This is a genomic window from Mesorhizobium sp. AA22 (assembly GCF_001672375.2).
In the GTDB taxonomy this organism is placed as follows: domain Bacteria; phylum Pseudomonadota; class Alphaproteobacteria; order Rhizobiales; family Rhizobiaceae; genus Mesorhizobium; species Mesorhizobium wenxiniae.
Genome location: NZ_CP048406.1, coordinates 3,551,037 through 3,577,934, shown reverse-complemented (window position 1 = coordinate 3,577,934; position 26,898 = coordinate 3,551,037). Strand labels below are relative to the sequence as shown.

Genomic DNA, 26,898 nt, shown 5'->3' with positions numbered 1-26,898 from the left:
CATGATCGACTCCGGGTTTGAAACGAAATCGGTGCGGATGGAATTGCTGCTGCTTGTGACCTTTCAAGCGCCGGCTTCCGATGTCGACCGCATCATGGAAGCTGTGGTCGCGATCGCTCCGCTGACCATGGGCAAGTACAACAGCAATGCCTACCAGTCGGCGCACGGCATCGAGCGCTACCGGCCACTCGAAGGCGTAGCTGCAGGCGCCGAGACGGAATTGCGCAGACGGCATGGCACGGTGGAGGTGTCGTTCGAACTGCCCGACGATCAGGCGTTGGCCGCCCGCATTGTCGAAGCGATATTCCAGGCCCACAGCTATCAGGAGCCGGTGATCCGCATTCAGCCGATCCTCGCCAGCCGCTCCAAGGGCTTGGACGACCGCTCCAACCCGAACCGCTGGTGGAACACCACGGGAGACTTGAAGAAGGCCGCTCCGCCGGTTAGGGAAGACGCATAGTTCGGAACATGCTCGGCTGCCGGCTGGCTCTGATATTGACCACGGCTTGCACAAGCGACTGCACCGAAGCCTCACGGGGTTGACTTTCCGGGCGCGTTCTTTATGTGTCGCGCCAAGTTTCCCGCGTCCGGGTGTTTCCCCGTGCTCCAGCGGCCAAAACTCCACGAACATAACGGACGAACACAATGGCCAAAGCCGCAAACATCAAGATCAAGCTTCTGTCGACTGCCGACACCGGTTTCTTCTACGTGACTAGCAAGAACAGCCGCACCAAGACGGACAAGCTGTCGTTCCGCAAATACGATCCGGTTGCCAAGAAGCACGTCGAGTTCAAGGAAACCAAGATCAAGTAATCTGGTTTCCTGCTTTAAAGCCAAAACGCCGCCCCTATGGGCGGCGTTTTGGTTTTCAAGGCTCGAAAAAGTCCAAAATGTCCAATGCTTGTCGCAGAGTCTTGATGCGTTTTGGGGGCCGGTCGGCGTTTGGCAGCGGTACGAGGAGGCCACTATGTGCCAGCGCCGGCCGGCCGACCCCACGGACCCAGGAGATGCGGCGGACCTGAATCATGGGGTATTCTTCGGATCGATCCGGCTATCTACCTCGCGCCGGTTCCGTCATTGACCTGCACATTTGCGCAACAGCCTGTGAAAATCAACAATTTCTTAACCAAGCCCGGCGAATCGCTTGCGTTAAGGTAAATTCGTAACCCTGTCGCACTGAATGGAGAATTGGCCTTACGCCGCCTTGGCGACGACGCGGTTGCGGCCGGCGCTCTTGGCTTCGTAGAGCGCGAGATCGGCACGCTTCATCAGCCCGGCAACCGTGTCCACGCCCTTCAGCACCGACGACACGCCGACGCTGACGGTAACCTCGATCGTCTTGCCGTCGTGACCGACTGCAAACGGCATAAGAGCGATTTCGGCGCGAATGCGCTCCGCGACCTTTTCGGCGACGGCGCCGTCCGTGTCCGGCATCACCACGACGAACTCCTCGCCACCGAAACGGCAGGCGAGATCGATGCCGCGCACATTCTTGCGCAGCCGCCGCGCAAATTCGCGCAGCACCTCGTCGCCGCCGTCATGGCCATGTGCATCGTTGATCGTCTTGAAGCGGTCGAGATCGGTAATCATCATCGACAGCGGCCGTCGCCGCGCTACGGCACGGTCGAACAACGTCTGCAGGTGGCTGTCGAGGTATCGGCGATTGTGCAGCCCAGTCAGCGCGTCGGTCACCGCCATCTCGATCGTCTGGGTGACGCTGGCACGCAGCTGGTCGTTGTAGCGCTTACGGCGCACCTGCGTGCGTAGCCGAGCGGTCAGCTCCTGCTGGTCGATCGGCCGCATCAGATAGTCGTTGATGCCGAGTTCGAGGCCGCGGATGATGCGCCCCTCCTCACCCTCCTGCGCCAGAAGGATGATCGGCACGAAACGGGTGCGATCGAGCGAACGCAGTTGCGAGCAGAGCCTGAGCGGATCGAAATCGGCAAAGGCCGTCGAGATCATCACGCATTCATAGGGCGTCTCGGCGGCCTGGAAGAAGCCGGCATGCGGATCGGTGGCGATGTCGAGTTCGGCGGTGCCGCGCAGCATTTTCTGGACGCGCTCGAAGGAGGATTTGCGCTCGTCGATGAGCAGAACCTTCGGCGTGGTGTCTGCGGACGCGAAGTTGCGGCTCAACAGCTCCTCGATGCCGATATTGCGCGTGGTCGAGGCGCGCAAGCGCAGCTCGTCGGTCAACGTCTTCAGCCTGACCAGGCTTTTGACGCGCGTCATCAGCTGCAGATCGTTGGCCGGCTTGGTCAGAAAATCGTCGGCACCGGCCTCGAGGCCGCGCACCCGGTCCGAAACCTGGTCGAGCGCGGTGATCATGACGACGGGGATGTGGGACGTCGCCGGGTCGCTCTTCAGCCGCCGGCAGACCTCGAACCCGTCCATGTCGGGCATCATCACGTCGAGCAGCACGACATCGACCTTGCCGTTTTCGCAGGTCTCGATCGCGTCCAGCCCGTTCGTGGCGGTCAGCACCTCGAAATATTCGGCAAGCAGCCGGACCTCGAGCAGCCTCACATTGGCAGGGATGTCGTCGACGACGAGGATCCGTGCAGTCATCTCATAAAGCTCCGGCTCGGCTGGAAGGGCGCATCAGGCGTCGCCCAGGTAGGATTTGATGGTTTCGATGAAACGCGGCACCGAGATCGGCTTGGAAATATACGCTTCGCAGCCACCCTGGCGGATACGCTCCTCATCGCCCTTCATCGCGAATGCAGTGACGGCAATGACCGGTATGACATGGAGGTCGTCGTCTTCCTTCAGCCATTTGGTCACCTCCAGCCCCGACACTTCGGGCAACTGGATGTCCATCAAAATAAGGTCCGGCTTGTGCAGTCGCGCCAGATCCAGCGCTTCCAGGCCGTTGCGCGTGCGTACCGTCTCGTAACCGCTCGCTTCGATGAGGTCCCGAAAGAGCTTCATGTTGAGCTCATTGTCCTCGACGATCATGACCTTCTTAGGCATCAAATTCCCGTCCCGGCCTGCCTTCCGCTCGAAGGTTGCCGTCATGCGCCCTCGCCGGTACGCACCAAACCCTGCTCCACTCTACCGCCAGATAATTGACGAAACGGAAACCGGCTACCGGAAAAGCTTCGGATTTCACCGCGAACTCCGCATTGCAGAGCTAGATGGCTTGCCGCAGGCGACGCTTGCGATTACAGCCAAAAACAGACTCATTCACCGCACAAGAAGGTAGCGATGGCAAACGCAGCGTCAATGCGCGAGGAAGCGGAAACCATTGCCGTGGAGGCATTGGGCTTCGTCGCCGCCGATCCGGAACTTCTGCCCCGTTTCCTGTCGATCACCGGCATCGAGGCGCATTCCATCCGCCAGGCCGCCGGCGAGCCGGGGTTCCTGGCCGGCGTGCTGCAGTTCATCCTCGCCCACGAGCCGACGCTCATGCGGTTCGCGGAGGAAACCGGCACGCCGCCGGCTGCCGTCGGCAAGGCGCTGCGGGCACTGCCGCTTGGCGACGATGACCATGAACATTCGATATAAGCGACGACCGGATCGCCAAAGCGCCTACGGCGTCGTTTCTTCTTCGCTGTCGTCACCGTCATCATTCTCAACCGGATCGGCCGGCTTCACCATGACTCCATTGACGGTGACCGAACCGTCCGGCTTGCCATTGACGACCCATTCGATGCGGCCGTCCGGCAGCGTCTTGCCGAATCCCTTGATCGCAAGCGCCACCGGCACATATTGCGCGGCTTCCGGCTCCGACTTCGCCGCCGCCTGCAGGCTTTCCACAATTCTGTCGTAGCCTGCGATATCAATCGTAACATTTGCCTCCGGCTTCATGCCGGAGAACGTCATCTCGCCTTCCATCGCGATTTCCATGTCGCCGTTCTTCACCGTGCTGTGGCCGATGATAAATTTCGGCGTCTTGGTCATGAAATCAGCTTTGATCTGATCGCCAAAGTCCGCCGGCAGCGGCGGATTGTTGTTTAGATCAAAGGCTTCGATCGCCTTTTTCGCCATGCTGTCGAGATCGATATTGGCGCCGCCGAAATTCAGATTGATGTCGGTGGGCAGCAGCGCCGTACCCCAGGCGGGCACAAGATTCGGAGGGATCGTCAATCCTGCGGCCTTGATCGTATAGTTGATTGCTCCGTTCTGGGCGATGCCGTCGGACCCGAAGCTGGTGCCCAGCTCCGCCGCACCGAAATGCCCGACCGGGCTTTCGACACTGACATCCTTGAGCCCGTAGCTTCCGTCGATCCGCTCCCACAGCGGCAGCGCGGCGAGCAAAAGCGATTTGAGCTGCGCCTGGTTGGCCTTCAGTTTGGCCTCGTCTTCATTGGCGACGGCAAATGCCAGCAGATCGAGAAATGGCTTTGTCCGCATCCCTTTGCCGGTCGCATTCACCGACAGTTCTGGCGATTTGATTGTAAGCGGGAATTTCAGCCCGCTTTTGGGATCGTCAAAATCAAGCGTTTCGGCAAAATCGGCGATCGTCTGCGTCGCGGTGAAATCCACGCCGCCATTCGCAGCTTGGGTTGCGTTCATAGTGGCAGTACCGGCGCCGGTGCTCACCTCCGCGCGCTGCATGGTGTCCCGGCTTTTCATCGTCATCCCGGCCGTCGAGTGTGTGGCGCTGGTGAAAGCCGCCAGTTCGGTGTCATAGACGCCGGTGAACTTGCTGTCTTTGATCGAGAATTGCATGCTCTGCGGGCCTTCCGGCCCCATGAACTCGAAGGACCCGCTTGGCGACAAATCCGCAGAGACGTTCCACGTCCCGCCGCTGCTTGGCTTGACGAGGAATGCGTAGGGGCTGAAGTCGAACTTGAAGGAATGCTGCGTCGCCAACAGGTTCACGACAGGTTTGAAGTCGACGGCGAGTTTGTAAGCGTCGCCTTCCACGGAAACTTTCAGGAAACCGCTGTCGATCGCCTTGCTGCCGATGTAGCGAGACAGATTTTCGGAGAGCTGCTTCGCACCCTCGCCATCGACGGTCTGGCCGAAGGCAGGCGCGCTGAGCGCGAGAACAAAGACGGCCGGCAGAACACGGTTCACGCAGAATCTCCGTTGCTATTCTTCTGGTAGAAAACTCCAATCGTAACCGTAAGCCGAAACGGGTAAGGTGCAATCCCTCCTGAGCGCTAGGTCCCGGCCACCGTTCATGAAGCAGCGGCGCGGCGCGACGTGGTTGATGCAATGCGCCCTGCCCGATCGCGGTGTTCGCCAGCATCGACGAGCATCAGCCTGTCGCCCCAGCACGAGCTCGCGTAATCGGAGCTTCACATCGCCTTCTTCGGCGTGTCGACGCAAGCGGCGCGGGCATTGAGCAGGCCCCAACCGAAGACGGCGTCCTTGCCGGGCGCGCCGAGATCTTCCGCCGACTTGCCGAGCGCATCATGAATGTCGGCTGCGGTGGCGCTGCTGTTTGCCGACTTCATCAACGCCGCTGCGGCGGCAACAAACGGCGTCGCGAAGGAGGTACCGGTCTTCGGCCGTGCGCCGCTGACCGACGCGGCCGTCCATACTTCGACGCCGGGGGCGGCCAGGTCGATATGCTCGCCGCGGCCGGCACGCCTGTAGGGGCGTTTCATGCGGTCCACCGCCGTCACCGCGATCACTTCCGCGTAGGCCGCCGGATAGGCAGGTCCTGCCTTGGGACCTCCATTGCCGGCAGCGGCGACGATCACCATGCCGCCTTCGGAAAGTTTTCGGACAAACTGCTCGAGAAGAGCATTCGCAGGACCCGACAGGCTCATATTCGTCACCTGCACGCCGCGCACGGAAAGAAGATCGAGTGCGCGAAGAAGATCATAGACGTCCGAGCGGTCATCCTGGCGATCGCCCCGGTGAAACGCATCGACCGCGATGAGCCTAGCGTGCGGCAGGAGGCCCGGGGTACGGCTGTCGGCGCCGCCGACGAGCAGCGCCGCGACGGCGGTGCCGTGCTGGCGGCCGGACTCGGGAAAGCCGTGGTCCGAAAGGCGAAGAACTTCGACCCGGCCATTCGCGAAAGCGGCATGCGCAGGATTGATCGCCGTGTCGATGAGGCCGATCGTGACATTGCCACCGCAACCGGCGGGAAGACCGGTATTAGTCGGCCAGCCGATCAGGCCTGCGGCGGCGCAGTGGGATCCGGCACATTCGGCTTCTTGTCCGGGCCGGTAGTAATGCACGAAATCCGCTGTCGACTGCGGAGCGGCGTCGATGACAAGATCGCGCGCAGCCTCCGGCGGCATGTTGGGCGGTATGCGCAGCCGGACCAGCTCCGACCCCAGAAGCTGGATGTCGGTGCGGTCAAGGACGGTGAAGCCCGTTGCCTGAAGCCGACCGATTTCAGCCGAACTCAGCCCGGTCGCTACGATCTGGTCCGGCGCCCGAGACGGCAAAGGGAGGGCGGGCCGTTGCGCGCGCCTGCCGCCGCGTCTTGGCGGACGCGGAAGAAACCGATCGGTCAGCGTGCGAAACAGATTCGTTCCGGTCGACCGGCGGGGAATCGCTCCCGATCCACCAGACGACGAGCCGGATTGACCGCCGCCACCGTCATCACCACCACCATCGTCACCACCACCGTCATCATCGGCGAACGCCGATTTTGGTCCGAACTCTCCGAGCACCAGCAGGCCGCCCGTCGGATGAAGATCGACCATTAACGCGACGGCTACCCAGAATGGCAGCAGGGCTCTTGGTCTCAGCCAGGCGGTGGCGCCCATATCTCCCTCACATTTCCGCCGTTGCCGATTTTCAACATCGCGAGGCTAGCGAACCTATCCGACAATAAGCTAGCTTTGCGAGGAAACGGGTGCGGGGCCGCTTTATTCCAAAATAACTTGGAGCAACATGCCGGAAAAAACCGACCGCGTCCAAGACCAGCTCGTCGCTTTTCTCCCGAATCTCCGCCGGTTCGCGATTGCGCTCTGCCGGTCCCGCGATATTGCGGACGATCTCGTTCAGCGAGCCTGCGAACGGGCGCTCGCCAACGAGCAGCGTTTCGAGCAAGGAACGCGCTTCGACGCGTGGATGTTCAAAATTCTCCGAAATCTGTGGATCGATGACATCCGCAGGCGCAAGGTCGCCGGCCCGCAGGACGATGTCGACGAGCGCCATGACATCGCCGGCATTTCCGGTGAGCGCGAGATGGAGGCGCGGCTGGCGCTGAACAGCGTGGCGCAAGCCATTGGCGAACTTGCCGGCGATCAGCGCGACGTGCTGCTTCTCGTCTGTGTCGAAGAGCTTTCCTACAAGGAAGCCGCGGAAGTCCTTGCCGTGCCGATCGGGACGGTGATGAGCAGACTGGCCCGGGCGAGAAAGAATCTGGCGGAGGCGACGGGAATATCCATGGCTCCCACCCGTTCTGCGGTCACAAAAGGGGCTAGCAAATGACCGAAGAGACGTTTTCGGACGAGATCCTGATGCGGTTCGCCGATGGTGAGCTTGATCCGGAGACGGTCGCCAGGATCGAGCAGGCGATGGAGATCGATGACCGTCTGGTTACCAGGGTTGCCATGTTCATCGACACCAGAGCGCAGGCGCAGGCCGCGCTGAAGCCGCTGCTCGACGAGCCGGTTCCCGAAAAACTTGTGGCCGCCGTTGAGCAAATGATCGAGGCCAGGCGCGCCGTCGAGAAGGCGGCATCGGTATTGCCCTTCGGCGGCGGGCGCATCGCGGCGCCTCCATCGAGGTCTCACTGGAGGCTGCCGATTGCCGCCTCTCTCGCGGCGGCCGTCGTCGGCGCGCTCACCGGGTATTGGGCAGCAGGTACCAACGAACGCAGGCAGGGCGGGCTATGGGTTGCCGGCGTCATTAGGCCGGCCCTGGCCCAAGCCCTTGAAACGGTCGAGTCCGGCAAGGAAATCAGGCTCTCCGGGATCAGTGACCGATTCCGGGCAATCGCTACCTTTCGCAACAATTCGCAGGATTTGTGCCGAGAATTCGAGGTTGACTCGCAGGACCGCTCCACGGTGGTGTCGGTCGCCTGCCGTTCCGGCGACGAATGGCGCGTCAGCTTCGCGGTCGTAGCCCCCGGCGACGCCGGAGGCTATGCCCCGGCCTCGTCGACCGAAGCCCTTGACGCCTATCTTTCGGCGATCGAAGCGGGCGCTCCGATGTCAGCCGAGGAGGAAGTCCAAGCGTTGACCGAGGTCCGTCGGAAGGACCGGAAGTGAAGCTGCAACGGCCCCCGTTCTCTAAATGGAATCCGGCTTTCTCTGAATGGAATAAAGCCGGCAATCGCCCGTTACTCCGCCGGACCGCAACTGCCGGTCCAGTCTGAAACAAGGAGTAACTACCATGACAAGACACTGGAAACTCAAGTCGACACTGGTCGCAGGAATGGCAGCGCTCGCGAGCACCGCGGCGCAGGCGAAGGAATATCCCGCGGCGTCACCGGAAACCGAGGGTCCGCCGGCCGCAATGACCAGCCAAAGCGAAGTTGCCTTCATCGTCGCGGGCAACAGTTCGTCAAATTCGAGCTCCAATTCGTCGTCCAACGGTTCATCGAATTCCAGCTCCAACTCGTCGAGCAATTCGAGTTCGAACTCCAGCTCCAATTCGTCGAGCAACTCGAATTCGAACTCATCGTCGAACAGCTCCTCCAATTCGAACTCGAACAGTTCGGATCGCGGTCCGCGCAACTGGCGGTTCCGCTAGCAATTCACAAAGAAACGGGGCCTAGCGGCCCCGTTTCGCATTCTTCTCCGCAAAAAAGTCTAGCGGGCCGCGCGGGCCCATTTGCGATACCAGCCTTCGCCCGCAATCGTGTTGCGATAGACAGTTTCGCGCTCCGTCGCCTCGGCTCCCGTCTCCGCCCGGATCTCGGCCTTGAGTGCCGCGCCTTCGCGTCGAACCGGTATGACCTGGACGAGCGGCGTGCCCTTTTCGATGACGTACAGGCCATCAGGCGCGGTCGCGAAAAACGGAAAATGGATGTCGGCTGCGTACCTATCGGTATCGACGATGCCGGCGACGCATTCGAAAGGCTGAGCCGGCCTGTTGAGCGGCGGCAGGAACAAACAACTCCAGCCCGGCGGGGTCCGTATCGACCAGTAGTTGTGAAATTTACATGGGGGTGCCGGTTCCTTCGGGTTGCCGGCGACCTGATGGGCGCCATGATTGCTCACCATCACCCTGTCGAACTCCCAGCCGGCATCGACGACGCGGCCGCCGTCCTTGACCTCAAGGCGGACGGTCGCCGCGAGCGGCAGGATCCAGCCGGTTGTCATCGCATCGAGAAATGGCATGCAGCGCTTGACGGTCAGACCATTGTTGGTGGCCGACGCTTGCTGCGAATCGACTGCCGGCAATTTGCGGAACCAGTCCGGCAGAACCGTCTTGGCTGCTACTGGCGGCGCGATGACGCCATAATCTTCCGGCCGACAGACAAACCGGATCGAGCGAGTGGTCTTCTGGGAAAAGCGAGAAGTCTGGGAAAAATGGAACATCGATAGCCTCCAAGGAAAAATCCGAGGAGGAACGGGCCGCAGGCGGATTTATTCCTGCTGGATGTCAACCGTCTGATTATGCAGGCCGGCTACGAGATTTGGCCGCCGCCGAGCGACCGTCGCGGCAGCGGCGCGCACAGCACACTGATTAAAGCACCAATCGCATCAGCGGTCGGCCCGCCTTGCGCTCGACCAGCCTCTCGAAGCCGGCTTTCTCGAAGACCCGCGACGAGCCGACGAACAGCCCTATCGAACGCGAATCTTTCGACAGGTCGATCGGACACGCCTCGACCAGCCGCGCGCCATTCTGGCGAGCAAACTCGATGCCGCGTTCGACCAGCCGGTGCGTCACGCCCCTGCCGCGCGCCTTGACGCGGATAAAGAAGCATGAGATCGCCCAGACGCCCGGATCCGTGGCGTCGGCGGGATCGACCGGCGCCGACCCCCTGCCCTTATTGTTCCATTCGGGCACGTCGGCGCGCGGGCCGATCTGCATCCATCCGACCGCCTTGCCATCCTCGAACGCCAGCAGGCCAGGTGGCGGCCCGGCCTCGATCCGCGCCTTGATGTGGTCCTTGTTGCGCTCCCGGTTGCTGGCGCGGCGCGCTGCCGGCGACAGCCGGAAATGTGTGCACCAGCAGCCGTAGCAGGCGCCTTGCTTACCGAAAAGATCTTCGAAATCAGCCCAAAGCTCGGGCACCAGCGGCGCTATGGTCGTATTCACGAGCTCTCTCCCGGCCCACCGCTTGTCGTGGCGTCCGTCCTGACGTACCATTGCCTATGTTCTCTTTATGTTCGCAGCGATGGCGGCCTCTGTCAACAATCCCGATCACGGTTTTTGCCGCGACTGCCTGACCTTCCAGCGCAGCGAGGCACGGCGCTGCGAACGCTGTGGCAGTCCACGGCTTGCCCTTCATCCGGAGCTCTACCGGCTGCATCTTGCCCATATCGATTGCGACGCGTTTTATGCGGCGGTCGAAAAGCGCGACAACCCGGCGCTGAAGGACCGGCCGTTGATCATCGGCGGCGGCAAGCGCGGCGTCGTCTCCACCGCTTGCTATATCGCCCGCATCCACGGGGTGCGCTCGGCGATGCCGATGTTCAAGGCGCTCGAAGCCTGTCCGGAAGCGGTCGTCATCCCGCCGGACATGGAAAAATACGCACGCGTCGGCCGCGAGGTGCGCGCCATGATGCAGGCGCTGACGCCGCTGGTCGAGCCGATCTCCATCGACGAAGCGTTTCTGGACCTTGCCGGCACCGAGCGCCTGCATGGCTTGCCGCCGGCGGTGGTGCTGGCGCGCTTCGCGCTGGGCGTGGAGAAAGAGATCGGCATCACCGTTTCATCAGGCCTTTCCTACTGCAAGTTCCTGGCCAAGGTGGCGTCGGACTTTCGCAAGCCGCGCGGCTTTTCGGTAATCGGCGAGGCCGAGGCGACCGGATTCCTGGCCGGGCAGCCGGTGACGCTGATCTGGGGCGTGGGAAAAGCCTTCGCCGCCACGCTTGAACGGGACGGCATCCGCACCATCGGCCAATTGCAGCGCTTGGAGCGCAACGACTTGATGCGCCGCTACGGCGTGATGGGCGACCGGCTCTACCATCTTTCACGCGGCGAGGACGAGCGCCGCGTCCATCCCGACCAGGATGCGAAAAGCGTCTCGGCGGAGACCACCTTCGACACCGACATTGCGTCCCTGGATGAATTGGTTTCGGTGCTGAGGGCGCTGTCGGAAAAGGTCTCGGGGCGGCTGAAGAAATCCGGCATTGCCGGGCGCACCGTCGTGCTGAAGCTGAAGACCCAGGATTTCAAGACCCGCACGCGCAACCGCCAACTCGGCGATCCGACACGGCTGGCCGACCGCATTTTTTCGACCGGGCTCGAACTGCTGCGCAAGGAGGCGGATGGCACGAGATACCGGCTGCTCGGCATCGGTGTGAGCGACCTCTCGAATGACGACAAGGCCGATCCGCCCGACCTCGTCGATATTCAGTCGCGCAAGCGCGCCATGGCCGAAGGCGCCATCGACACGCTACGCGACAAATTCGGCCGCAGGGCGGTGGAGACCGGCTACACCTTCGGCAAGGGCCGCAACGCCCACCCGCCCGAGCCGATCGAGGACTGAGCATGATTCTGAACCGAGAGAGGTCCGCTTAAGCGAAAAGTGGAATCCAGTTCGGAAAAGATCATGCTCAAACAAAAAGATAGAGCGGCTGTCAGATGCGCCTCAAGTCGATCCGGCTGGTCAAAACGCGCTCGCCGGTTTTCGGATCGACGTCGATAACGGTCAGCCGCATGCCGTCCTCGCCGTTCTTCTCGACCGTCATTTGCGCCGTGCGATCGCCGTTGACCTCCTTCGCCCAACGGATGCCGAGATTGATCGCATTGCCTGAGCGCCTGCCGCTGAGCTGCGCCGGCCCGGTGCGGGACCCGACATAGGTCCCGGTGTACTTCGTCCCGCGGGACTTCAGATCGGCACTGATGGCGCGCGTCACCACGACGAGACCGCGGCAGGTGCCGTCCAGCGACAATGAGCTCGATGTCGCGTCGGAATTGAAGCGGCAGGAGACGCTCACCGTCGGCGCCTCGGTGGTTACCTTGACGGTCCCCTTGCCGGCGAAGTTTCCCTCGAACGAGCGGAGAAAATCGGCCTCGTCGGCATGAGCCGCGCCAGCCGCAGCCGTCAGGCAGCCGGCAAGTACAAATCGTGCAAATGATTTCATGGGATCTCTCCTCGTTGATATCGGAACGACGATATTTCCAATGAACTGGCTGTTGGACCAACGCCCGCCGTGACGGCAGGTTCCGCCTTCAACATGACCGTTTTGCAACACGACGCTTCTGGCCCAGCCGAATGCGTCGACTAGCGGTTGCGGTGAAAGTCCCGGCTTGCGACATAGCGCGCATGGCACCCTCACCCTCGATCCCCAAGGCCGCGTTCTGGATGGCGCTGTCGATCGCATCGTTTCTGACGATGTCGGTCGCCGGCCGCGCCACTACGGCCGAGCTCAACGTATTCCAGGTGCTGGAGCTGCGCTCGGTGATCGGCCTTTTCATCCTCCTGCCGCTGGTGATGATATCAGGCGGTTTTGCGGCAATGCGCACCAAACGCCCCTTGGCTCATATCGCCCGCAATGTCGTCCATTTTGTCGGCCAGGCGGCATGGCTATACGCCTTGACGCTGATCCCGCTGGCCGTGCTGATCTCCATCGAATTCACGACGCCGATCTGGACGGCCATTCTGGCGGTCGGCTTTCTTGGTGAAAGACTAAGCCGGCCAAGACTTGCGGCCATCGTGCTCGGACTGATCGGTGTGGTGATCATCGTCCGTCCGGGCGTCGGCTCCGTCGATCCGGGACATATCGTCGTGCTGGGTGCCGCGGTCTGCTTCGGCATATCTGTGGTCCTGGTCAAATCGCTGACGCGGACGGACAGCATCGTGTCCATCATCTTCTGGATGCTGGTCATACAGTCGGTGCTCGGCCTTATCCCGGCGCTCTACGAATGGCGCAACCCGCCGCTCGAACTGTGGCCGTGGATCCTCCTGATCGCCTTCACCGGCATGTCGTCGCACTTCTGCATGGCCCGCGCGCTCGCCTATGCCGACGCGACCGTCATCTCGCCGATGGACTTTCTACGCGTGCCGCTGTCAGCGCTGATCGGCTGGCTGCTCTACCACGAGCAGATCGATGCTTTCACCGCCGGCGGCGCCTTGCTGATCCTGTTGGGCAATCTGCTCAATCTGCAGAAAAAAGCGAGCAAACCAGCGGAAGTGGCAGCGTCTTAGCATTTTGCAGCCAAGCATCTTCGTTTGGCGTCCGACAAAATGCGTGAAAGCAAAGAATTAGAGCGCGGTTTTAGTTCCACCAAAACCGCGCTCCACCTCGCATCTTAGTCGCCTTCGTCGGGGATGTTGAGGATATGCCCGCAGGCCTTGCAGTGGACGGCGTCGGCTTCATGCCGCTGAAGGCCGCATTGCGGGCAAGGAAAAAACACCTTGTTGGGACGGAAGAGCGCCTGCGCCAGCCTGACGAACAGCGATATGCCGATGATCATGGTGACGATGGCGGTGAGCTTGCCGGCGATACCCGGCAGGACGATGTCACCGAAGCCGGTCGTGGTCACCGTGGCGACGGTGAAATAAAGCGCGTCGACATAGCCTTCGAGACCGGCCCCAGTGCGGAAGAAGAAGGTGTAGACAAAACCGGTGATGACAAGGAGGAATGTCAGGAGATTGATGACTGCGTGGCTCGCCTCGCGCCATTTTTTGAGGCCGCGCATCTCAAGATACCGCCACAGCGCGCCGCTGCGCGACAGCGACCACAGCCGCAATATGCGCAGGAAGCCCAGATTGGCTAGCGCTGAAGGCATCAGCAGCGTCAGCAGGATAAATGCATCGACCCACGACGCGGGCTGTTTCATCAGGCGCAGCATGTCGTTGGAGGCAAGCAGCCGCGCAATCATGTCGGCGGCGACAAGCGCTGCCACGGAATAATCGAGCCAGAGGAACGAAGGCGACTCCTGGATCACCGGTGTGGCGATGAAGAAGGCGATGATGGCAAGGTCGATGATGATCGCGACCAGTTGAAACCGGAAAGCCGCGGGCGTGCGCCCGTGATAGAGCTTACGCAGCGTGCCGCGCAGCCGCGTCAAGGCTGAATCCCGAGCTCCGTCCTTGTCTGGCGCCTTCATGACAACTGCGATAACGCTCGCTGCGACAGCCGTCCAGTGGGGCAGAGCAGGGTGAAGCCGCTGTGGCTTGAGAACATCCGGAGCGTTTCAGACCCGGAAAGCGATCAGACCGGTTCCGCCTCGATGATGCTGATGCGAGGTCCAGCTTCAACGATATTGGCGACCTGGAAATCCGACGCCGCAAGCAGCAACTCGAATTCTTCTGCCGTGCGCTCCTGCCCGCCCGGCATGACCAGCATGTTCAGATCGCCGAATTTTGCGCCGGCGCCTTCGTTGGGCGGCGCCAAAATGCTCTCAAGCACCAGCAGTTTGCCGTCTGGGCGCATCGCCCGGCGGCAGGTTTTCAAGATCCGGATGTTTGTGTCGTCGTCCCAGTCATGCAGGATCCATTTAAGCACAACCGCATCGGCGCCCTCGGGCACCGAGAGGAAGAAATCGCCGGCGACGATGTCGCATCGATCGGCCACGCCCGCGGCGTCAAAGACCGGGCCGGCCTTCGCCACGACCTGCGGCTGATCGAAAAGAATGCCGCGCTGGCCGGGATTGCGGCAGAGAATTTCCGCAAGCAGCGCGCCCTGCCCGCCCGCGACATCCATGACAACAGAGAACGGCCGGAAGTCATAGGCCGCGATCACCGCGGCGGCGACGCCACGCGACATGGCCGTCATCGCCCGGTCGAAGATGACGGACTCTCCCGGATGCTCCGCCCGGTATTCCCAAACGCCCTTGCCATGAGCGTGGCGAAAGGCATTTTCGCCGGTGCTGACACTGTGCAGCAGATCGCTCCATGCCTGACGGAAACACGGCCGTCCGGCCAGAATCGCCCACGGTGCGACCGAATGCTGAACATCGGATCGCAACGCGACGCCAACCGGGGTCAGCGAGAAAAACCGGTCTTCCGCTTCATGGAACACGCCGACCGATGCCAGGGCGCGCAGCAGCCGGTAGAGCGCTTGCGGATGAGTATTGGTCAACGCAGCAAGTTCGCCGCTGGTGCGTTTTCCGTCCTTGAGATGGTCTGCGATGCCCAGTGTGGCGGCGACGCATACCGCCTGAGATACCTGGAACCCATTGACCATTTTCTGGAGTTCGGCAGCAGCTGTCCGCTCGTCCATGAGGCTCTCCCCCGGCGGCCGAAAGAGCCAGGCCAGCAACCGAAAAGACGAGTTGATGGCATGGCGGGCCGACCTCACGATACCAGTGGCAATGTCACCAGCCAATCCGGCGCTGAGCATGCTGGCGCTGGCTTGGCGGAACACGGTCCAAACACACGAGGTTGTGCCAATCCCGTTAGCTCACACCAGCTCTACTTCGACCACGCCCGGCACCGCGCGCATGGCCGACGCGATCTGCGGCGAGACGCGGTAACGGTTGGGCAGTTCGATCTCGACCTCGCCCTGCGCCTCATCCTTGATGACGATAATGCTCACCTGGCTATCGCCGCGCTGGGTAAGCTGCGATTGAATCGCCGACGCCGGTCGGTCATCCCTGACAAAGATGCGCAAGGCCTTCTGGATGCGGCTCGCCTCGTCCTCCAGCGACTGCACCGTCTGGATGCGCAGATTGACGCCTTCGGGCCTGTCCTCGGCCGAAACGGTGATCACCACCGATCGGCCGGGCTCGAGCAGGTCGCGATACTGCGCCAGACCTTCGGAAAAAAGCACCGCTTCATACTGGCCCGACGTGTCGGAGAACTGCACGACGCCCATTTTGTTGCCGGTGCGCGTCTTGCGCTCCTGCTTGGTGGTGACGGTGCCGGCAAGCCGCCCGGCGGCAGCACCGCGTTTGACCGCGGCCGAGAACTCGGCCCAGTTCTGCACCCGCATCTTCTGCAGCGCCGCCTTGTATTCGTCCAGCGGATGCGCGGAGAGATAGAAGCCGACCACCTGGAATTCACGGTGCAGGCGGTCGGCGGCAAGCCACGGGTCGGTCGCCGGCAGGTTGAGCGCCTGCGACTGTGCGCCGAGCGAAGCACCGAAAATGTCGTGCTGGCCCGACATTGCATTCTGCTGCGCCAGCGACGCCAGCCCCATCATCCGCTCGACGCCCGCCATCATCGCGGCGCGGTCGTGGCCGAAGCAGTCGAGCGCGCCGGCCATGATCAGGCTTTCGAAGACGCGCTTGCCGACGATCTTCGGATCGACCCTTTCGCAGAAATCGGCGAGGTTCTTGAACGGTTTCCCGCCGCGCATGGCGACGATATGTTCGACCGCCGCGTCGCCGACGCCCTTGAGCGCGGCCAGCGAATAGAAGATCCGGTTCTCGCCGACTTCAAAGGCCCGGAAGCTTGACATCACCGACGGCGCCACGACGTCGATGCCGAGGCGCAGCGCATCCTGGCGGAAATCGGCGAGCTTGTCGGAGTTGCCCATGTCGAGCGTCATCGACGCGGCCAGGAACTCGACCGGGTAGTGCGCCTTCAGATAGGCCGTCTGGTAGGAGACGACGGCATAGGCGGCCGCATGCGACTTGTTGAAACCGTAGTCGGCGAACTTTGCCAGCAGGTCGAAAATGAAGTCGGCTTGCGGCTTGCCGACGCCGCGCTCGACCGCGCCCGAAACAAAGCGCTCGCGCTGCTTGTCCATCTCGGCGCGGATCTTCTTGCCCATGGCGCGGCGCAGCAAATCGGCTTCGCCCAGCGAATAGCCGGCAAGCTCCTGCGCGATCTGCATCACCTGTTCCTGGTAGACGATTACGCCTTGCGTCTCCTTCACCAGATGGTCGATCTTTGGATGGATCGACGCCATCTCCTCCTCGCCATGCTTTCTGGCGTTGTAGGTCGGGATGTTCTCCATCGGCCCCGGCCGGTAAAGCGCGACCAGCGCGATAATGTCCTCGATGCAGTCGGGGCGCATGCCGATCAGCGCCTTGCGCATGCCTGCACTTTCCACCTGGAACACGCCGACCACTTCGCCGCGCGACAGCATGGCATAGGTATCGGGGTCATCGAGCGGAATGTGGGCGAGATCGATTTCGATGCTGCGGCGGCGGATCAGCTTGACCGCGGTCTCCAGCACCGTCAGCGTCTTCAGGCCGAGGAAGTCGAACTTCACCAGCCCGGCCTGCTCGACATACTTCATGTTGAACTGGGTGACCGGCATGTCGGAGCGCGGGTCGCGGTACATTGGCACCAGCTCCCACAGTGGCCGGTCGCCGATGACGATGCCGGCGGCATGCGTCGAGGCGTGGCGGTAGAGCCCTTCCAGCTTCTGGGCCATGTCGAGCAGTGTCTGCACGATCGGCTCCCGCTCGGCCTCTTCGGCAAAGCGCGGCTCGTTGGCGATGGCGTCGGCGAGCTTGACCGGATTGGCTGGGTTCGACGGCACCATCTTAGAGAGCTTGTCGACCTGGCCATAGGGCATCTGCAGCACCCGGCCGACATCGCGAAGCACTGCGCGGGCCTGCAGCGTGCCGAAGGTGATGATCTGGCCGACCTGGTCGCGTCCGTATTTCTGCTGGACGTAGCGGATGACCTCCTCGCGCCGGTCCTGGCAGAAATCGATGTCGAAGTCGGGCATCGACACGCGGTCTGGATTGAGGAAGCGCTCGAACAGCAGCGAGAAGCGCAGCGGATCGATGTCGGTGATGGTCGTCGAATATGCAACCAGCGAGCCGGCGCCCGATCCGCGGCCCGGCCCGACCGGAATGCCTTGCGCCTTCGCCCATTTGATGAAGTCGGCGACGATCAGGAAATAGCCGGGATATTTCATCCTCTCGATGACCCCGAGCTCGAAATCCAGCCTTTCCCGATATTGTTCGGCTGTGTAGCCAGGGGTCGGGCCGTGCGCTGCGAGCCGCGCCTCCAGCCCTTCATGCGCCTGTCTGGCAAGCTCCTGCGCCTCCGCCTTCACCGCCGCATCGGCGTCGGCGACGTCGCCGCCGGCAAAGCGGGGCAGGATCGGGTTGCGGGTCTTGGGATAGTAGGAGCAGCGTAGCGCGATTTCGACGGTGTTGTCGATCGCTTCCGGCAGATCGGCGAACAGCCTCGCCATGTCAGCCTGGCTTCTCAGAAAATTGTCGGGCGACAGGCGCCGGCGATTGTCCACGGCGACCACCGAACCTTCGGCGATGGCGATCAGCGCATCATGCGCCTCATAGTCGTCGCGCGAGGAGAAAAACGCCTCGTTGGTGGCAACAAGCGGCAAGTCATTGATGTAGGCGAGGTCGACTGACGATTTTTCGATGGCGCGGTCATAACCGGAAACCCGTTCCAGCTCGACATAGAGCCGGTCGCCGAACAGCGCCTTGAGCGCCAAAAGCCGCGTCTCGGCGAGGTCGCGGCGGTCCTCTTTCAGAGCATTGCCGATCGGGCCGCGCGGCCCGCCGCTGAGACAGATCAGGCCGTCGCAATTGCCGTGCAGCATCTCGGTCGTCAGATGCACGGCCTCGCCGGGCGGCGTTTCGAGATAGACCCGGCTGACCAGCCTGACCAGATTGCTGTAGCCGGCCTCGGTCCCCGCGATCAGGACCACGGGCCGCATTTCCGGGCCTTGCCGTCTGCGGTCGCGCTGGCTGTCGCTGGCTTCACCGGAAAAGGCGAGAGCGGTCTGGCAGCCGATGATCGGCTGAATGCCCTCCTTTACCGCCTTTTGCGCAAATTCGAGCGCGCCGAATAGATTGTTGGTGTCGGTGACGGCGATGGCCGGGGCGTCATCCTTCACCGCATGGCCGACAACGGTGCCCAGCTGCAGTGCGCCTTCGAGCAGCGAATAGGCCGAATGCACGCGCAGATGAATGAACGGCCGCGCAGGCGCTTCCGGCCGCGATGCCTTCATGAAGGCCTCACGCCGCAATGGGTCGCGTGGAAGTGTCTCATTTGCCATCGTTTTTTTAGCGCCGCTTGAAAGGACTCAGCCGATGAAGATGTATTGTCCGGCACCGGATGATGCGAGTCCAGCAATTGCCACTCGAGCCGTGCAAGTTCGCGATCGTTGGCTTAGTGAAGGCATTCATGCTAGGAATATATCCATGGCGTTGATTTGCGCCCACGACCCGCCGAGGCGGGTTTTATTTTCAGCCTCACGCGAATTCCATGATCACCGCATCGACTGCAAGGCTGTCGCCCGGCTTAGCCTTGAGTTTCGACACGGTAAGATCGCGCTCGGCGCGCAGCACGTTTTCCATCTTCATCGCCTCGACGACCGCCAGCGTCTCGCCGGCCTTGACCTCCTGCCCCTCGGCAACGGCAATCGACACGACGAGGCCGGGCATCGGGCAAAGCAGCATCTTCGACGTGTCGGGCGCCACTTTTTCCGGCATCAGCCTTTCGAGCTCCGCGGTGCGCGGCAGCATGGCGCGTGCCGTCGCCGACATGCCTTTCCAGGCGATGCGAAATCCGTTCGGCACCGGCCTGATCTGCGCGGCAACCCTGCTACCGCCGACCGTGCCGCGCCAGATGAGATCGCCCGGCCGCCAGTCGGACGCCACCGTCAGCGCCTTGCCACCGTCGATCGACATGTGGAGCTCCAGCGGAATGGAAATCATGCCTCCAAGGACAGAGGCCGAAAGGTAATCCTCGCGGATCTTGATCACCCAGTCGCGTTTCAGGGCACCCGAATGCGGCGCCAGCCGCCCGCCCAGCCGGTCGAGCCGGTCGCGGCGGAGCAGTTCGACCGCGGTGGCGATGGCTGCGAAAATGGCCTTTTCCTGCCTATCAGGCGCGATCGGCGCGAAGCCATCAGGATATTCCTCTGATATGAAGGCGGTCGATATCAGCCCTTCCCGCCAGCGCGGATGCTGCATCAGCGCCGCCAGGAACGGCATGTTGTGCTCGATGCCGTCGACGACGAAGCTGTCGAGCGCCTCCGACATTGCGTCGATGGCGGCGAGCCGCGTCGGTGCCCAGGTGCACAGCTTGGCGACCATCGGATCATAGAACATCGAGATTTCCGAACCCTCGGTGACGCCGGTATCGTTTCGGACGACGACGTCTCCGAACCGTCCCTCTTCCGGTGGCCGGTATCTCGTCAGCCGGCCAATCGACGGCAGGAAATTGCGATACGGGTCCTCGGCGTAGAGCCGGCTTTCCACCGCCCAGCCGTTCAGCTTGACATCGCTTTGCTTGATAGCGAGCTTTTCGCCGGCAGCTATGCGGATCATCTGCTCGACCAGATCGATGCCGGTGACGAGCTCGGTTACCGGGTGCTCGACCTGCAATCGTGTATTCATTTCAAGGAAATAGAAGTTCTTTTCGCTGTCGACGATGAACTCAACCGTGCCGGCGCTCTGATAGTCGACCGCCCTGGCCAGCGCCACCGACTGCTCGCCCATGGCTTTCCGGGTCTTGGCGTCAAGGAAGGGCGAAGGCGCCTCTTCGACGATCTTCTGGTTGCGGCGCTGGATCGAGCATTCGCGCTCGCCGAGATAAAGCGCGTTGCCATGCGCGTCGGCCAGCACCTGGATCTCGATGTGGCGCGGATTGACCACGAACTTCTCGATGAAGACGCGGTCGTCGCCGAACGAGCTTTTGGCCTCCGACCGCGCCCGGTCGAACCCGTCGCGCACCTCGGCCTTGCTCCAGGCGATGCGCATGCCCTTGCCGCCGCCACCGGCCGAGGCTTTGATCATCACGGGATAGCCGATCTCGCCGGCTATTTTCTCGGCATGACCGGCATTCTCGATGACGCCAAGCCAGCCGGGTACCGTCGACACGTTTGCAGCATTGGCGAATTTCTTCGATTCGATCTTATCGCCCATCGCCCTGATCGCTTTGGGTTTCGGGCCGATGAAGATGATGCCTTTTTTCTCCAACGCTTCACAGAATGATGCGCGTTCGGACAAAAACCCGTAGCCGGGATGCACGGCTTCAGCACCGGTCGCCTTGCAGGCGGCGATGATATTCTCCGGCACCAGATAGCTCTGCGCGGCCGGCGAAGGCCCGATATGCACAGCCTCGTCGGCCATCTCGACATGCACGGCGTCGCGATCGGCATCCGAATAGACCGCGACGGTGGCGATGCCCATCTTGCGCGCCGTCTTGATGACGCGGCAGGCGATCTCGCCGCGATTGGCGACCAGCATTTTTGCGAACATGCGGGTTTTATTCCCTCGGCTGCCTTTCTTTTATGGGCTTCGCCCGGCCGGTCAAGGCAAGTTGGCGCATATCACGGGCGCAAGTCGGCTGGCGCCGACCAAAACCCGGCCACGAACTGTCAATTCGTCCCATAGTCCAGAACCTGCAGATACGCTAATGCTCGGCTTCGATTGCAGATTTTGCCCTGAGAGGAGATTCCCGATGAAAACCCGTGCCGCTGTGGCAGTCGCTGCCGGAAAGCCGCTGGAGATCCTGGAGGTCGACCTCGACGGCCCGCGCAACGGCGAGGTGCTGGTCGAGATCAAGGCGACCGGCATCTGCCACACGGACGAGTTCACGCTGTCGGGCGCCGATCCTGAAGGCATCTTTCCGGCGATCCTCGGCCATGAGGGTGCAGGCATCGTCGTCGATGTCGGAAAAGGCGTCACCTCGGTCAAGAAGGGCGACCACGTCATCCCGCTCTACACGCCGGAATGCCGGCAATGCCCGTCCTGCCTGTCCAGGAAAACCAATCTGTGCACCGCGATCCGCGCCACGCAGGGGCAAGGCCTGATGCCGGACGGCTCGTCGCGCTTCTCGATCGGCAATGACAAGATCTTCCACTACATGGGCTGCTCGACCTTCTCCAACTTCACCGTGCTGCCCGAGATCGCGGTGGCCAAGGTCAATCCGGGCGCCCCCTTCGACAAGATCTGCTACATCGGCTGCGGCGTTACCACCGGCATCGGCGCGGTGATCAACACGGCCAAGGTCGAGATCGGCGCCACGGCCGCCGTCTTCGGCCTCGGCGGCATCGGCCTCAACGTCATCCAGGGGCTGCGCCTTGCCGGCGCCGACATGATCATCGGCGTCGACCTGAATAACGACAAGAAGGAATGGGGCGAGAAATTCGGCATGACGCATTTCGTCAATCCGAAGGAGATCGATGGCGATATCGTGCCCTATCTCGTCAACATGACCAAGCACGGTGCCGACCAGATCGGCGGCGCCGACTATACATTCGATTGCACGGGCAGCACCAAGGTGATGCGGCAGGCCCTTGAAGCATCGCACCGCGGCTGGGGCAAGTCGGTCGTCATCGGCGTTGCCGGCGCCGGCCAGGAGATCTCGACGCGGCCGTTCCAGCTGGTCACCGGACGCACCTGGATGGGCACCGCCTTTGGCGGCGCACGCGGCCGCACCGACGTGCCGAAGATCGTCGACTGGTACATGGACGGCAAAATCGAGATCGACCCGATGATCACCCACACGCTGAAGCTGGAGGACATCAACAAGGGTTTTGACCTGATGCATCAGGGCAAGAGCATCAGGAGCGTGGTGGTTTATTAGGTGAAGGAGGTTCAAATTCGCGTTCGTATTCGCTTCATCGACTACGAAAAGTCGACGATCCATCGAATACAGAATTTTGGTGAGGACCTATGGCGTAGCTATAGGGCAAACAATCGCGTTCAGATCGATTTGGGAGAGATCGATCACGCGACAGATGAAATCAACTTCCTCGTACGTGATACGTTTTTGCAGAGGAGTCTGACCGACGTGCATCGGTTGCTAAAAGCGCACCTCATGGAAAATGAAGCGGTCATCAATACCGAGTCGGCATGACGACTAGCATCAACACAATACAGATTCTCGTCGATGCCGATGCCTGTCCGGTGAAGGCTGAGGTCGAGAAAGTCGCCGAGCGCCATGGCATCGTCGTCACCTTCGTCTCCAATGGCGGCCTGCGCCCGTCGCGCGATCCGATGATCCGCAACGTCGTCGTTTCCAAGGGCGCCGACGCGGCGGACGACTGGATCGTCGACAATGCCAAGCCCAACGACATCGTGGTGACAGCCGACATCCCGCTTGCCGCCCGCACGGTGGCACTCGGCGCCCACGTGCTTGGGCCGACCGGGCGCCCGTTCACGCCGGAAACGATCGGCATGGCAGTGGCCATGCGCGACCTCAAGCAGCATCTGCGCGAGACCGGCGAGAGCAAGGGCTACAATGCCGGTTTCGCGCCGCAGGACCGCTCACGGTTTCTCGGCGAGCTCGACCGCATCTTGCGGCGTGCGCTGAAATCCGCCGCACCGGGCTAGCGCTTTGAACCGGAGATCGCGCAGCAAAATCGGGAATCGATCTTCGGCATCATGGGCACAGTCAAAAGTTGTTATAATGTCCGAGTCCTACAAGGCGAGCGGCGTAAGACGGACCGCCATCAGAGGCCGGGCCATGACGACCGAGATGCCCCTGAAGAAACCACTTCACCGCCACATGCAGTTCGCGGTGTCGGCCTGCATCGGTGTAGTGGCGCTGGCGATCGCGCTGCTCTTGCGCACTCCGCTCGCCTTTTCGATCGGCGCCAATGCGTTTTTCGCCGCCTACACCGTCATCGCCCAGATGCCGCTGCTCACCGACCGCTATCTGAGCAAGAATGCCCGCGCCACCGACCAGCCGGTGCTGGTCATCTTTGGCGTGACGCTGATTGTCGTCGCCGTCGCCATCATCTCTTTGTTCCAAATGATCAATCGCGAGCGCAACGCGCATCCTGTCGAACTCACCTTCGCGCTGCTGTCGATCCCGCTCGGCTGGTTCACCATCCACGCCATGACGGCGCTGCATTACGCCCATGTTTACTGGCTGAACGATGAAGAGACCGACCCCGGCAGCAAAGCGAAGCAGAGAAAGCCCGTCGGCGGCCTCGTGTTTGCGGGTAAGGAGCGGCCGGACGGCTGGGATTTCCTCTATTTCTCGACCACCGTCGGCATGACTTCACAAACCTCCGATACCGCGGTTTCGACCACGCAAATGCGTCGCATCGTGCTCTTGCATTCGATCGTGTCGTTCTTTTTCAATACAGTGATCGTCGCCGCCGCGGTCAACCTCGCCGTTAGTCTCGGGAGCCGGTAGTACCAGGCAGGCCGTAATAATTTCGTGATCGGATGAAACATCGCTTTGGCTGGCAACGTATTGGGAGGAGAACGATCGAAAGGCCGACTGAGCGGCCGGAAGGACGCGAAAAAATGGAATCGGTTGTCAGGAGCCAATCCACCGTCGGGCCAGATACTGCCGCGCCGAAGGACGCAACGCTGATCTACCGGCAGTCGCGCTGGACTCGGCTGACGCACTGGCTCTGGGCCATCTCGCTGTTCTTCATGCTACTTTCCGGCCTGCAGATCTTCAACGCCCGCCCTCAGCTCTATATCGGCAAGGAGTCGGGATTCGCATACAACAACACCATCTTCGCTATCGGCGCCGAGAACACCGCAAACGGTCCGCGCGGCTACACCGAAATCTTCGGCAAGCGCTTCGATACGACCGGTGTGCTCGGCTGGTCGGGGCCGGCGGGTCGGGAGACGTCCCGCGCCTTCCCATCCTGGGCGACGATCCCCTCCTACTACGACCTCGGCACCGCCCGCGTCGTCCATTTCTTCTTCGCCTGGATACTGACCACGACACTGGTCGTCTGGCTGGTCGCCAGCCTGATCAACGGCCATCTGCGCCGCGATCTTGCCCCGCGCATCGGCGATCTCAGGCGCTTGCCGCGAGACATCACCGATCATGCCAGGCTCAAGTTCCACCACAGGCGCGAGTACAACACGCTGCAGAAGATCGCCTATGGCGGCGTCATGTTCGTGCTACTGCCGCTGATGATCATCACCGGCCTTGCCATGTCGCCGAGCATGAACGCGGTGCTGCCGTTCCTCAACGATCTGCTCGGCGGCCGGCAGACGGCGCGGACGATTCATTTCATCGTAATGCTGCTGCTCGTCGGCTTCTTCATCGTCCATATACTGATGATCTTCGCCGCCGGCCCGATCAACGAGTTGCGTTCCATGATCACCGGCTGGTACCGAACCGATCCGCCGGCGGCCCATGGCAGCAAGACGCCCCAGAGGAGTGCGTGAGATGGCGAAGTTTGAGATCAGCCCCAAACTACAGATAAGCCGAAGAAAATTCCTGACCTCGGCCAGCCTCGGCGTCTCCGGCATCATGCTGTCGGGTTGCGATGCTTTCGACAGCCAGCTTGGCGTGGGCGACGGCCTGCGCAGCTTCCTCGAAGGCGCCAACGGCCTTACCTGGCGCGCGCAACGCCTGCTTGCCGGCGATTCGCTGGCGCCGGAATTCACCGAAGCCGACATTCGCCAGCCGCAGCGGCCGAACGGCGTCACCGCGCCGGACGACGATGTCTACAAGGGCCTGCTCGCCAACAATTTCGCCGACTGGCGGCTCGAGGTTTCCGGCCTCGTCGAAAAGCCGCTGTCGCTGACCCGCGAGCAGCTGGTGAACATGCCAAGCCGCACCCAGATCACCCGCCACGACTGCGTCGAAGGCTGGAGCTGCATCGCCAAATGGACCGGCACGCCGCTGTCGCTGGTGCTTGATCAGGCGGTGGTCAAGCCGCAGGCGCGTTACGTCATGTTCCACTGCCTCGACACGATCGACCGCAGCCTGTCCGGCGACATCAAATATTACGGTTCGATCGACCTGTTCGATGCCCGTCATCCGCAGACGATCCTTGCCTATGGCTTGAACGGCAAGCCGCTGCCGGTCGAGAACGGCGCGCCGTTGCGTGTCCGCGTCGAGCGCCAGATCGGCTATAAGATGCCGAAATATCTCCGCAAGATCGAACTGGTCGACGGTTTCGCCACTATTGGCGGCGGCAGGGGCGGCTACTGGGAGGACAATGGCTACGACTGGTACGGCGGCATTTGAGGCCATAGCTCCGCCCATTTCCGATCAGTGTTTTAGTACTTTTGCTCAAGCGACCTTGTCGATTAGCGGTTTGAGCACCGGATGGATTTCCGGCGAGGCATGCTTGATCAGGGTCAGCAGCGCGCGCTCGTTCTCGCGCAGCGGCCGGTCGCGGCCGATGCGCTCAGCCAGCCACTTCGCCTCGCTGGCGTCGATGGTTTCGGCGCGGCGGGCCAGTGCCTCGGCTGCCTTGTTCTTCGATTCCCATTCGGATTCGATATCGCCCGGCGCGCGATAGGCTTCCATGATGCCGGCGAGGCCGCCCGATACCATGCGGCCAAAGAAACTGCCGATCTCCGGTTCCGCCTGCTCGAAGAAAGAATCCCTGCGCAGCGCCACGTCGCGCATCGGCGCTTCGTAGCCGGCCGAGCACATGACGAAATTGGCGATCGCTTTGACGAACAGATCATTCCATGACGGATCATTGTTGGCTGCCGCTGTCCGCTCATTGATCTTGAACAGCATCTCGGCCTCCGCGCGGGTGATCGCGATGTTGCCGTCGCCGCCATGGGCATAGAGTATGCGGCGCAGAAGCTCGACTTCCGCCTTGGCGATCAGGCCGGGGACCAGCTTGCCGTCGTGCATCAGCGGCCCCTTGCCGTCCAGAACGGCATTGGCGACCTGCGCCAGCACATAGACGCAAAGCCCGTTCGGCGACGATTTCGCCTTTTCCAGCACATGCACCAGCAATTCGAGTTCGGTCCGGCTATCGACCATGCCGTCGCGCGAAATCGCTCGGACCAGCCAGTCGGCATTGTCCTGCGAGATATAGCCCGCCGGCTTTTCCTGATGAACGATGAAGTCGGTCACAGCTTCGACGAAAAAAACAGGCCATTGCGCGCATTTGTCCTTGGCCATTGCGTCGAGCGCAAACAGCGCCTCGGCCTCGCCTCGCGTCACCACGCCGTCGCCAAACACCTCGCGGCGCAGCATGACCACGTCTTCCGCTGTGATCCAATTTTTCGAGGTCAGCCCGGCCACCGGCGCGCTCATCGTTAATTGGCCCATTTCGTTCCCCGTCCGAACGTCGTCTGGAC

At 62.0% G+C, this 26,898-nt stretch carries 27 protein-coding genes; 14 read left to right on the top strand and 13 right to left on the bottom strand.

What is annotated here, in order from left to right; genetic code table 11:
- Nucleotide 1: 1 nt before the first annotated feature.
- Nucleotides 2–460: a hypothetical protein gene (locus A9K68_RS17310; protein WP_065009486.1), complete on the top strand. Its 459-nt coding sequence runs from the start codon at nucleotides 2–4 to the stop codon at nucleotides 458–460.
- A 185-nt stretch (nucleotides 461–645) separates the two neighbouring features.
- Nucleotides 646–813 carry a 50S ribosomal protein L33 gene (gene rpmG, locus A9K68_RS17305; protein ID WP_006201775.1) on the top strand — a complete coding sequence of 56 codons (168 nt, stop codon included), beginning with the start codon at nucleotides 646–648 and terminating at the stop codon, nucleotides 811–813.
- Nucleotides 814–1,194: 381 nt separating this feature from the next.
- Here the strand turns inward: rpmG and A9K68_RS17300 are convergent, their stop codons facing one another.
- Nucleotides 1,195–2,568, bottom strand: a complete 1,374-nt coding sequence (locus A9K68_RS17300) for a PleD family two-component system response regulator (protein ID WP_065009485.1) — start codon at nucleotides 2,566–2,568, stop codon at nucleotides 1,195–1,197.
- A gap of 33 nt (nucleotides 2,569–2,601) precedes the next feature.
- The gene (locus A9K68_RS17295) at nucleotides 2,602–2,958 is read right to left on the bottom strand and encodes a response regulator (RefSeq protein WP_287247952.1); all 357 of its coding nucleotides are present in this window, start codon (nucleotides 2,956–2,958) and stop codon (nucleotides 2,602–2,604) included.
- 249 nt (nucleotides 2,959–3,207) lie between these two features.
- On the opposite strand from A9K68_RS17295, the gene A9K68_RS17290 reads away from it, so the two are divergent.
- A complete protein-coding gene (locus A9K68_RS17290) occupies nucleotides 3,208–3,507 on the top strand; it encodes a DUF3572 domain-containing protein (RefSeq protein ID WP_065009484.1) in 300 nt (99 codons plus the stop codon).
- 24 nt (nucleotides 3,508–3,531) lie between these two features.
- Here A9K68_RS17290 and A9K68_RS17285 read toward each other — a convergent pair whose 3' ends face one another.
- Together A9K68_RS17285 and A9K68_RS17280 are read right to left on the bottom strand one after the other, a co-directional pair.
- On the bottom strand, nucleotides 3,532–5,025 hold the full coding sequence (locus A9K68_RS17285; RefSeq protein WP_065009483.1) for a hypothetical protein: 1,494 nt from the start codon (nucleotides 5,023–5,025) through the stop codon (nucleotides 3,532–3,534).
- Nucleotides 5,026–5,249: 224 nt separating this feature from the next.
- Nucleotides 5,250–6,356 carry a S8 family serine peptidase gene (locus tag A9K68_RS17280; protein ID WP_246811176.1) on the bottom strand — a complete coding sequence of 369 codons (1,107 nt, stop codon included), beginning with the start codon at nucleotides 6,354–6,356 and terminating at the stop codon, nucleotides 5,250–5,252.
- 138 nt (nucleotides 6,357–6,494) lie between these two features.
- Between A9K68_RS17280 and A9K68_RS32315 the strand changes: the two genes are divergently transcribed.
- The 3 genes from A9K68_RS32315 (at nucleotide 6,495) to A9K68_RS17270 (ending at nucleotide 8,132) form a co-directional block, all read left to right on the top strand.
- On the top strand, nucleotides 6,495–6,620 hold the full coding sequence (locus A9K68_RS32315) for a hypothetical protein (protein WP_280950354.1): 126 nt from the start codon (nucleotides 6,495–6,497) through the stop codon (nucleotides 6,618–6,620).
- Nucleotides 6,621–6,807: 187 nt separating this feature from the next.
- Entirely contained in the window at nucleotides 6,808–7,350 is a 543-nt protein-coding gene (locus A9K68_RS17275) for an RNA polymerase sigma factor (protein WP_029353034.1), read from the top strand.
- A complete protein-coding gene (locus tag A9K68_RS17270) occupies nucleotides 7,347–8,132 on the top strand; it encodes an anti-sigma factor (RefSeq protein ID WP_065009481.1) in 786 nt (261 codons plus the stop codon). Before A9K68_RS17275 ends, A9K68_RS17270 begins: the two co-directional genes overlap by 4 nt.
- A gap of 21 nt (nucleotides 8,133–8,153) precedes the next feature.
- On the opposite strand, the gene A9K68_RS17265 is transcribed toward A9K68_RS17270, so the two are convergent.
- The 3 genes from A9K68_RS17265 to A9K68_RS17255 form a co-directional block, all read right to left on the bottom strand.
- Nucleotides 8,154–8,564: a hypothetical protein gene (locus A9K68_RS17265; RefSeq protein ID WP_156768401.1), complete on the bottom strand. Its 411-nt coding sequence runs from the start codon at nucleotides 8,562–8,564 to the stop codon at nucleotides 8,154–8,156.
- A 111-nt stretch (nucleotides 8,565–8,675) separates the two neighbouring features.
- Complete coding sequence (locus A9K68_RS17260; protein WP_065009479.1) at nucleotides 8,676–9,407, bottom strand: DUF6065 family protein; 732 nt, start codon at nucleotides 9,405–9,407, stop codon at nucleotides 8,676–8,678.
- A 148-nt stretch (nucleotides 9,408–9,555) separates the two neighbouring features.
- Nucleotides 9,556–10,131, bottom strand: a complete 576-nt coding sequence (locus A9K68_RS17255) for a GNAT family N-acetyltransferase (protein ID WP_065009627.1) — start codon at nucleotides 10,129–10,131, stop codon at nucleotides 9,556–9,558.
- A 67-nt stretch (nucleotides 10,132–10,198) separates the two neighbouring features.
- Here A9K68_RS17255 and A9K68_RS17250 point away from each other — a divergent pair, with 67 nt between their 5' ends.
- The gene (locus A9K68_RS17250) at nucleotides 10,199–11,527 is read left to right on the top strand and encodes a DNA polymerase IV (RefSeq protein ID WP_065009478.1); all 1,329 of its coding nucleotides are present in this window, start codon (nucleotides 10,199–10,201) and stop codon (nucleotides 11,525–11,527) included.
- A 91-nt stretch (nucleotides 11,528–11,618) separates the two neighbouring features.
- On the opposite strand, the gene A9K68_RS17245 is transcribed toward A9K68_RS17250, so the two are convergent.
- Complete coding sequence (locus tag A9K68_RS17245) at nucleotides 11,619–12,125, bottom strand: hypothetical protein (RefSeq protein ID WP_029353042.1); 507 nt, start codon at nucleotides 12,123–12,125, stop codon at nucleotides 11,619–11,621.
- Between the two features lie 182 nt (nucleotides 12,126–12,307).
- On the opposite strand from A9K68_RS17245, the gene A9K68_RS17240 reads away from it, so the two are divergent.
- Nucleotides 12,308–13,189, top strand: coding sequence for a DMT family transporter (locus tag A9K68_RS17240; protein ID WP_065009477.1), 882 nt, complete (start codon nucleotides 12,308–12,310; stop codon nucleotides 13,187–13,189).
- A 104-nt stretch (nucleotides 13,190–13,293) separates the two neighbouring features.
- On the opposite strand, the gene A9K68_RS17235 is transcribed toward A9K68_RS17240, so the two are convergent.
- The 4 genes from A9K68_RS17235 to A9K68_RS17220 all read right to left on the bottom strand — a co-directional run bounded on the left by A9K68_RS17235 (nucleotide 13,294) and on the right by A9K68_RS17220 (nucleotide 21,126).
- Nucleotides 13,294–14,094, bottom strand: a complete 801-nt coding sequence (locus tag A9K68_RS17235) for a potassium channel family protein (protein WP_065009476.1) — start codon at nucleotides 14,092–14,094, stop codon at nucleotides 13,294–13,296.
- Between the two features lie 104 nt (nucleotides 14,095–14,198).
- The gene (locus tag A9K68_RS17230) at nucleotides 14,199–15,209 is read right to left on the bottom strand and encodes a methyltransferase (protein ID WP_065009626.1); all 1,011 of its coding nucleotides are present in this window, start codon (nucleotides 15,207–15,209) and stop codon (nucleotides 14,199–14,201) included.
- A 180-nt stretch (nucleotides 15,210–15,389) separates the two neighbouring features.
- Nucleotides 15,390–18,869 (bottom strand): DNA polymerase III subunit alpha, encoded by a 3,480-nt coding sequence (gene dnaE / locus A9K68_RS17225; RefSeq protein WP_203546847.1) that lies wholly within the window; start codon nucleotides 18,867–18,869, stop codon nucleotides 15,390–15,392.
- Nucleotides 18,870–19,113: 244 nt separating this feature from the next.
- Entirely contained in the window at nucleotides 19,114–21,126 is a 2,013-nt protein-coding gene (locus tag A9K68_RS17220) for an acetyl/propionyl/methylcrotonyl-CoA carboxylase subunit alpha (protein WP_065009474.1), read from the bottom strand.
- Between the two features lie 202 nt (nucleotides 21,127–21,328).
- Here A9K68_RS17220 and A9K68_RS17215 point away from each other — a divergent pair, with 202 nt between their 5' ends.
- From A9K68_RS17215 to A9K68_RS17190, 6 genes are all read left to right on the top strand, one after another.
- Nucleotides 21,329–22,456, top strand: coding sequence for an S-(hydroxymethyl)glutathione dehydrogenase/class III alcohol dehydrogenase (locus A9K68_RS17215; protein ID WP_065009473.1), 1,128 nt, complete (start codon nucleotides 21,329–21,331; stop codon nucleotides 22,454–22,456).
- A complete protein-coding gene (locus tag A9K68_RS17210; protein ID WP_065009472.1) occupies nucleotides 22,457–22,729 on the top strand; it encodes a hypothetical protein in 273 nt (90 codons plus the stop codon).
- Nucleotides 22,726–23,205, top strand: a complete 480-nt coding sequence (locus A9K68_RS17205; RefSeq protein ID WP_065009471.1) for a YaiI/YqxD family protein — start codon at nucleotides 22,726–22,728, stop codon at nucleotides 23,203–23,205. The genes A9K68_RS17210 and A9K68_RS17205 overlap by 4 nt, the downstream gene beginning before the upstream one ends.
- 133 nt (nucleotides 23,206–23,338) lie before the next feature.
- The gene (locus A9K68_RS17200) at nucleotides 23,339–24,016 is read left to right on the top strand and encodes a DUF1345 domain-containing protein (RefSeq protein WP_065009625.1); all 678 of its coding nucleotides are present in this window, start codon (nucleotides 23,339–23,341) and stop codon (nucleotides 24,014–24,016) included.
- Nucleotides 24,017–24,129: 113 nt separating this feature from the next.
- Entirely contained in the window at nucleotides 24,130–25,014 is an 885-nt protein-coding gene (locus tag A9K68_RS17195) for a cytochrome b/b6 domain-containing protein (RefSeq protein ID WP_065009624.1), read from the top strand.
- A 1-nt stretch (nucleotide 25,015) separates the two neighbouring features.
- Nucleotides 25,016–25,822, top strand: a complete 807-nt coding sequence (locus A9K68_RS17190) for a molybdopterin-binding protein (RefSeq protein ID WP_065009470.1) — start codon at nucleotides 25,016–25,018, stop codon at nucleotides 25,820–25,822.
- Nucleotides 25,823–25,867: 45 nt separating this feature from the next.
- Here the strand turns inward: A9K68_RS17190 and A9K68_RS17185 are convergent, their stop codons facing one another.
- Nucleotides 25,868–26,869 carry a hypothetical protein gene (locus A9K68_RS17185; RefSeq protein ID WP_065009469.1) on the bottom strand — a complete coding sequence of 334 codons (1,002 nt, stop codon included), beginning with the start codon at nucleotides 26,867–26,869 and terminating at the stop codon, nucleotides 25,868–25,870.
- Nucleotides 26,870–26,898: the final 29 nt, after the last annotated feature.

Coding starts and splice junctions, on each gene's coding strand:
- A9K68_RS17310 (WP_065009486.1), top strand. CDS start 2: ATGATCGACTCCGGGTTTGAAACGAAATCGGTGCGGATGGAATTGCTG.
- rpmG (WP_006201775.1), top strand. CDS start 646: ATGGCCAAAGCCGCAAACATCAAGATCAAGCTTCTGTCGACTGCCGAC.
- A9K68_RS17300 (WP_065009485.1), bottom strand. CDS start 2,568: ATGACTGCACGGATCCTCGTCGTCGACGACATCCCTGCCAATGTGAGG.
- A9K68_RS17295 (WP_287247952.1), bottom strand. CDS start 2,958: ATGATCGTCGAGGACAATGAGCTCAACATGAAGCTCTTTCGGGACCTC.
- A9K68_RS17290 (WP_065009484.1), top strand. CDS start 3,208: ATGGCAAACGCAGCGTCAATGCGCGAGGAAGCGGAAACCATTGCCGTG.
- A9K68_RS17275 (WP_029353034.1), top strand. CDS start 6,808: ATGCCGGAAAAAACCGACCGCGTCCAAGACCAGCTCGTCGCTTTTCTC.
- A9K68_RS17270 (WP_065009481.1), top strand. CDS start 7,347: ATGACCGAAGAGACGTTTTCGGACGAGATCCTGATGCGGTTCGCCGAT.
- A9K68_RS17260 (WP_065009479.1), bottom strand. CDS start 9,407: ATGTTCCATTTTTCCCAGACTTCTCGCTTTTCCCAGAAGACCACTCGC.
- A9K68_RS17250 (WP_065009478.1), top strand. CDS start 10,199: ATGTTCGCAGCGATGGCGGCCTCTGTCAACAATCCCGATCACGGTTTT.
- A9K68_RS17245 (WP_029353042.1), bottom strand. CDS start 12,125: ATGAAATCATTTGCACGATTTGTACTTGCCGGCTGCCTGACGGCTGCG.
- A9K68_RS17240 (WP_065009477.1), top strand. CDS start 12,308: ATGGCACCCTCACCCTCGATCCCCAAGGCCGCGTTCTGGATGGCGCTG.
- A9K68_RS17235 (WP_065009476.1), bottom strand. CDS start 14,094: ATGAAGGCGCCAGACAAGGACGGAGCTCGGGATTCAGCCTTGACGCGG.
- A9K68_RS17230 (WP_065009626.1), bottom strand. CDS start 15,209: ATGGACGAGCGGACAGCTGCTGCCGAACTCCAGAAAATGGTCAATGGG.
- dnaE (WP_203546847.1), bottom strand. CDS start 18,869: ATGAAGGCATCGCGGCCGGAAGCGCCTGCGCGGCCGTTCATTCATCTG.
- A9K68_RS17220 (WP_065009474.1), bottom strand. CDS start 21,126: ATGTTCGCAAAAATGCTGGTCGCCAATCGCGGCGAGATCGCCTGCCGC.
- A9K68_RS17215 (WP_065009473.1), top strand. CDS start 21,329: ATGAAAACCCGTGCCGCTGTGGCAGTCGCTGCCGGAAAGCCGCTGGAG.
- A9K68_RS17205 (WP_065009471.1), top strand. CDS start 22,726: ATGACGACTAGCATCAACACAATACAGATTCTCGTCGATGCCGATGCC.
- A9K68_RS17200 (WP_065009625.1), top strand. CDS start 23,339: ATGACGACCGAGATGCCCCTGAAGAAACCACTTCACCGCCACATGCAG.
- A9K68_RS17195 (WP_065009624.1), top strand. CDS start 24,130: ATGGAATCGGTTGTCAGGAGCCAATCCACCGTCGGGCCAGATACTGCC.
- A9K68_RS17190 (WP_065009470.1), top strand. CDS start 25,016: ATGGCGAAGTTTGAGATCAGCCCCAAACTACAGATAAGCCGAAGAAAA.
- A9K68_RS17185 (WP_065009469.1), bottom strand. CDS start 26,869: ATGGGCCAATTAACGATGAGCGCGCCGGTGGCCGGGCTGACCTCGAAA.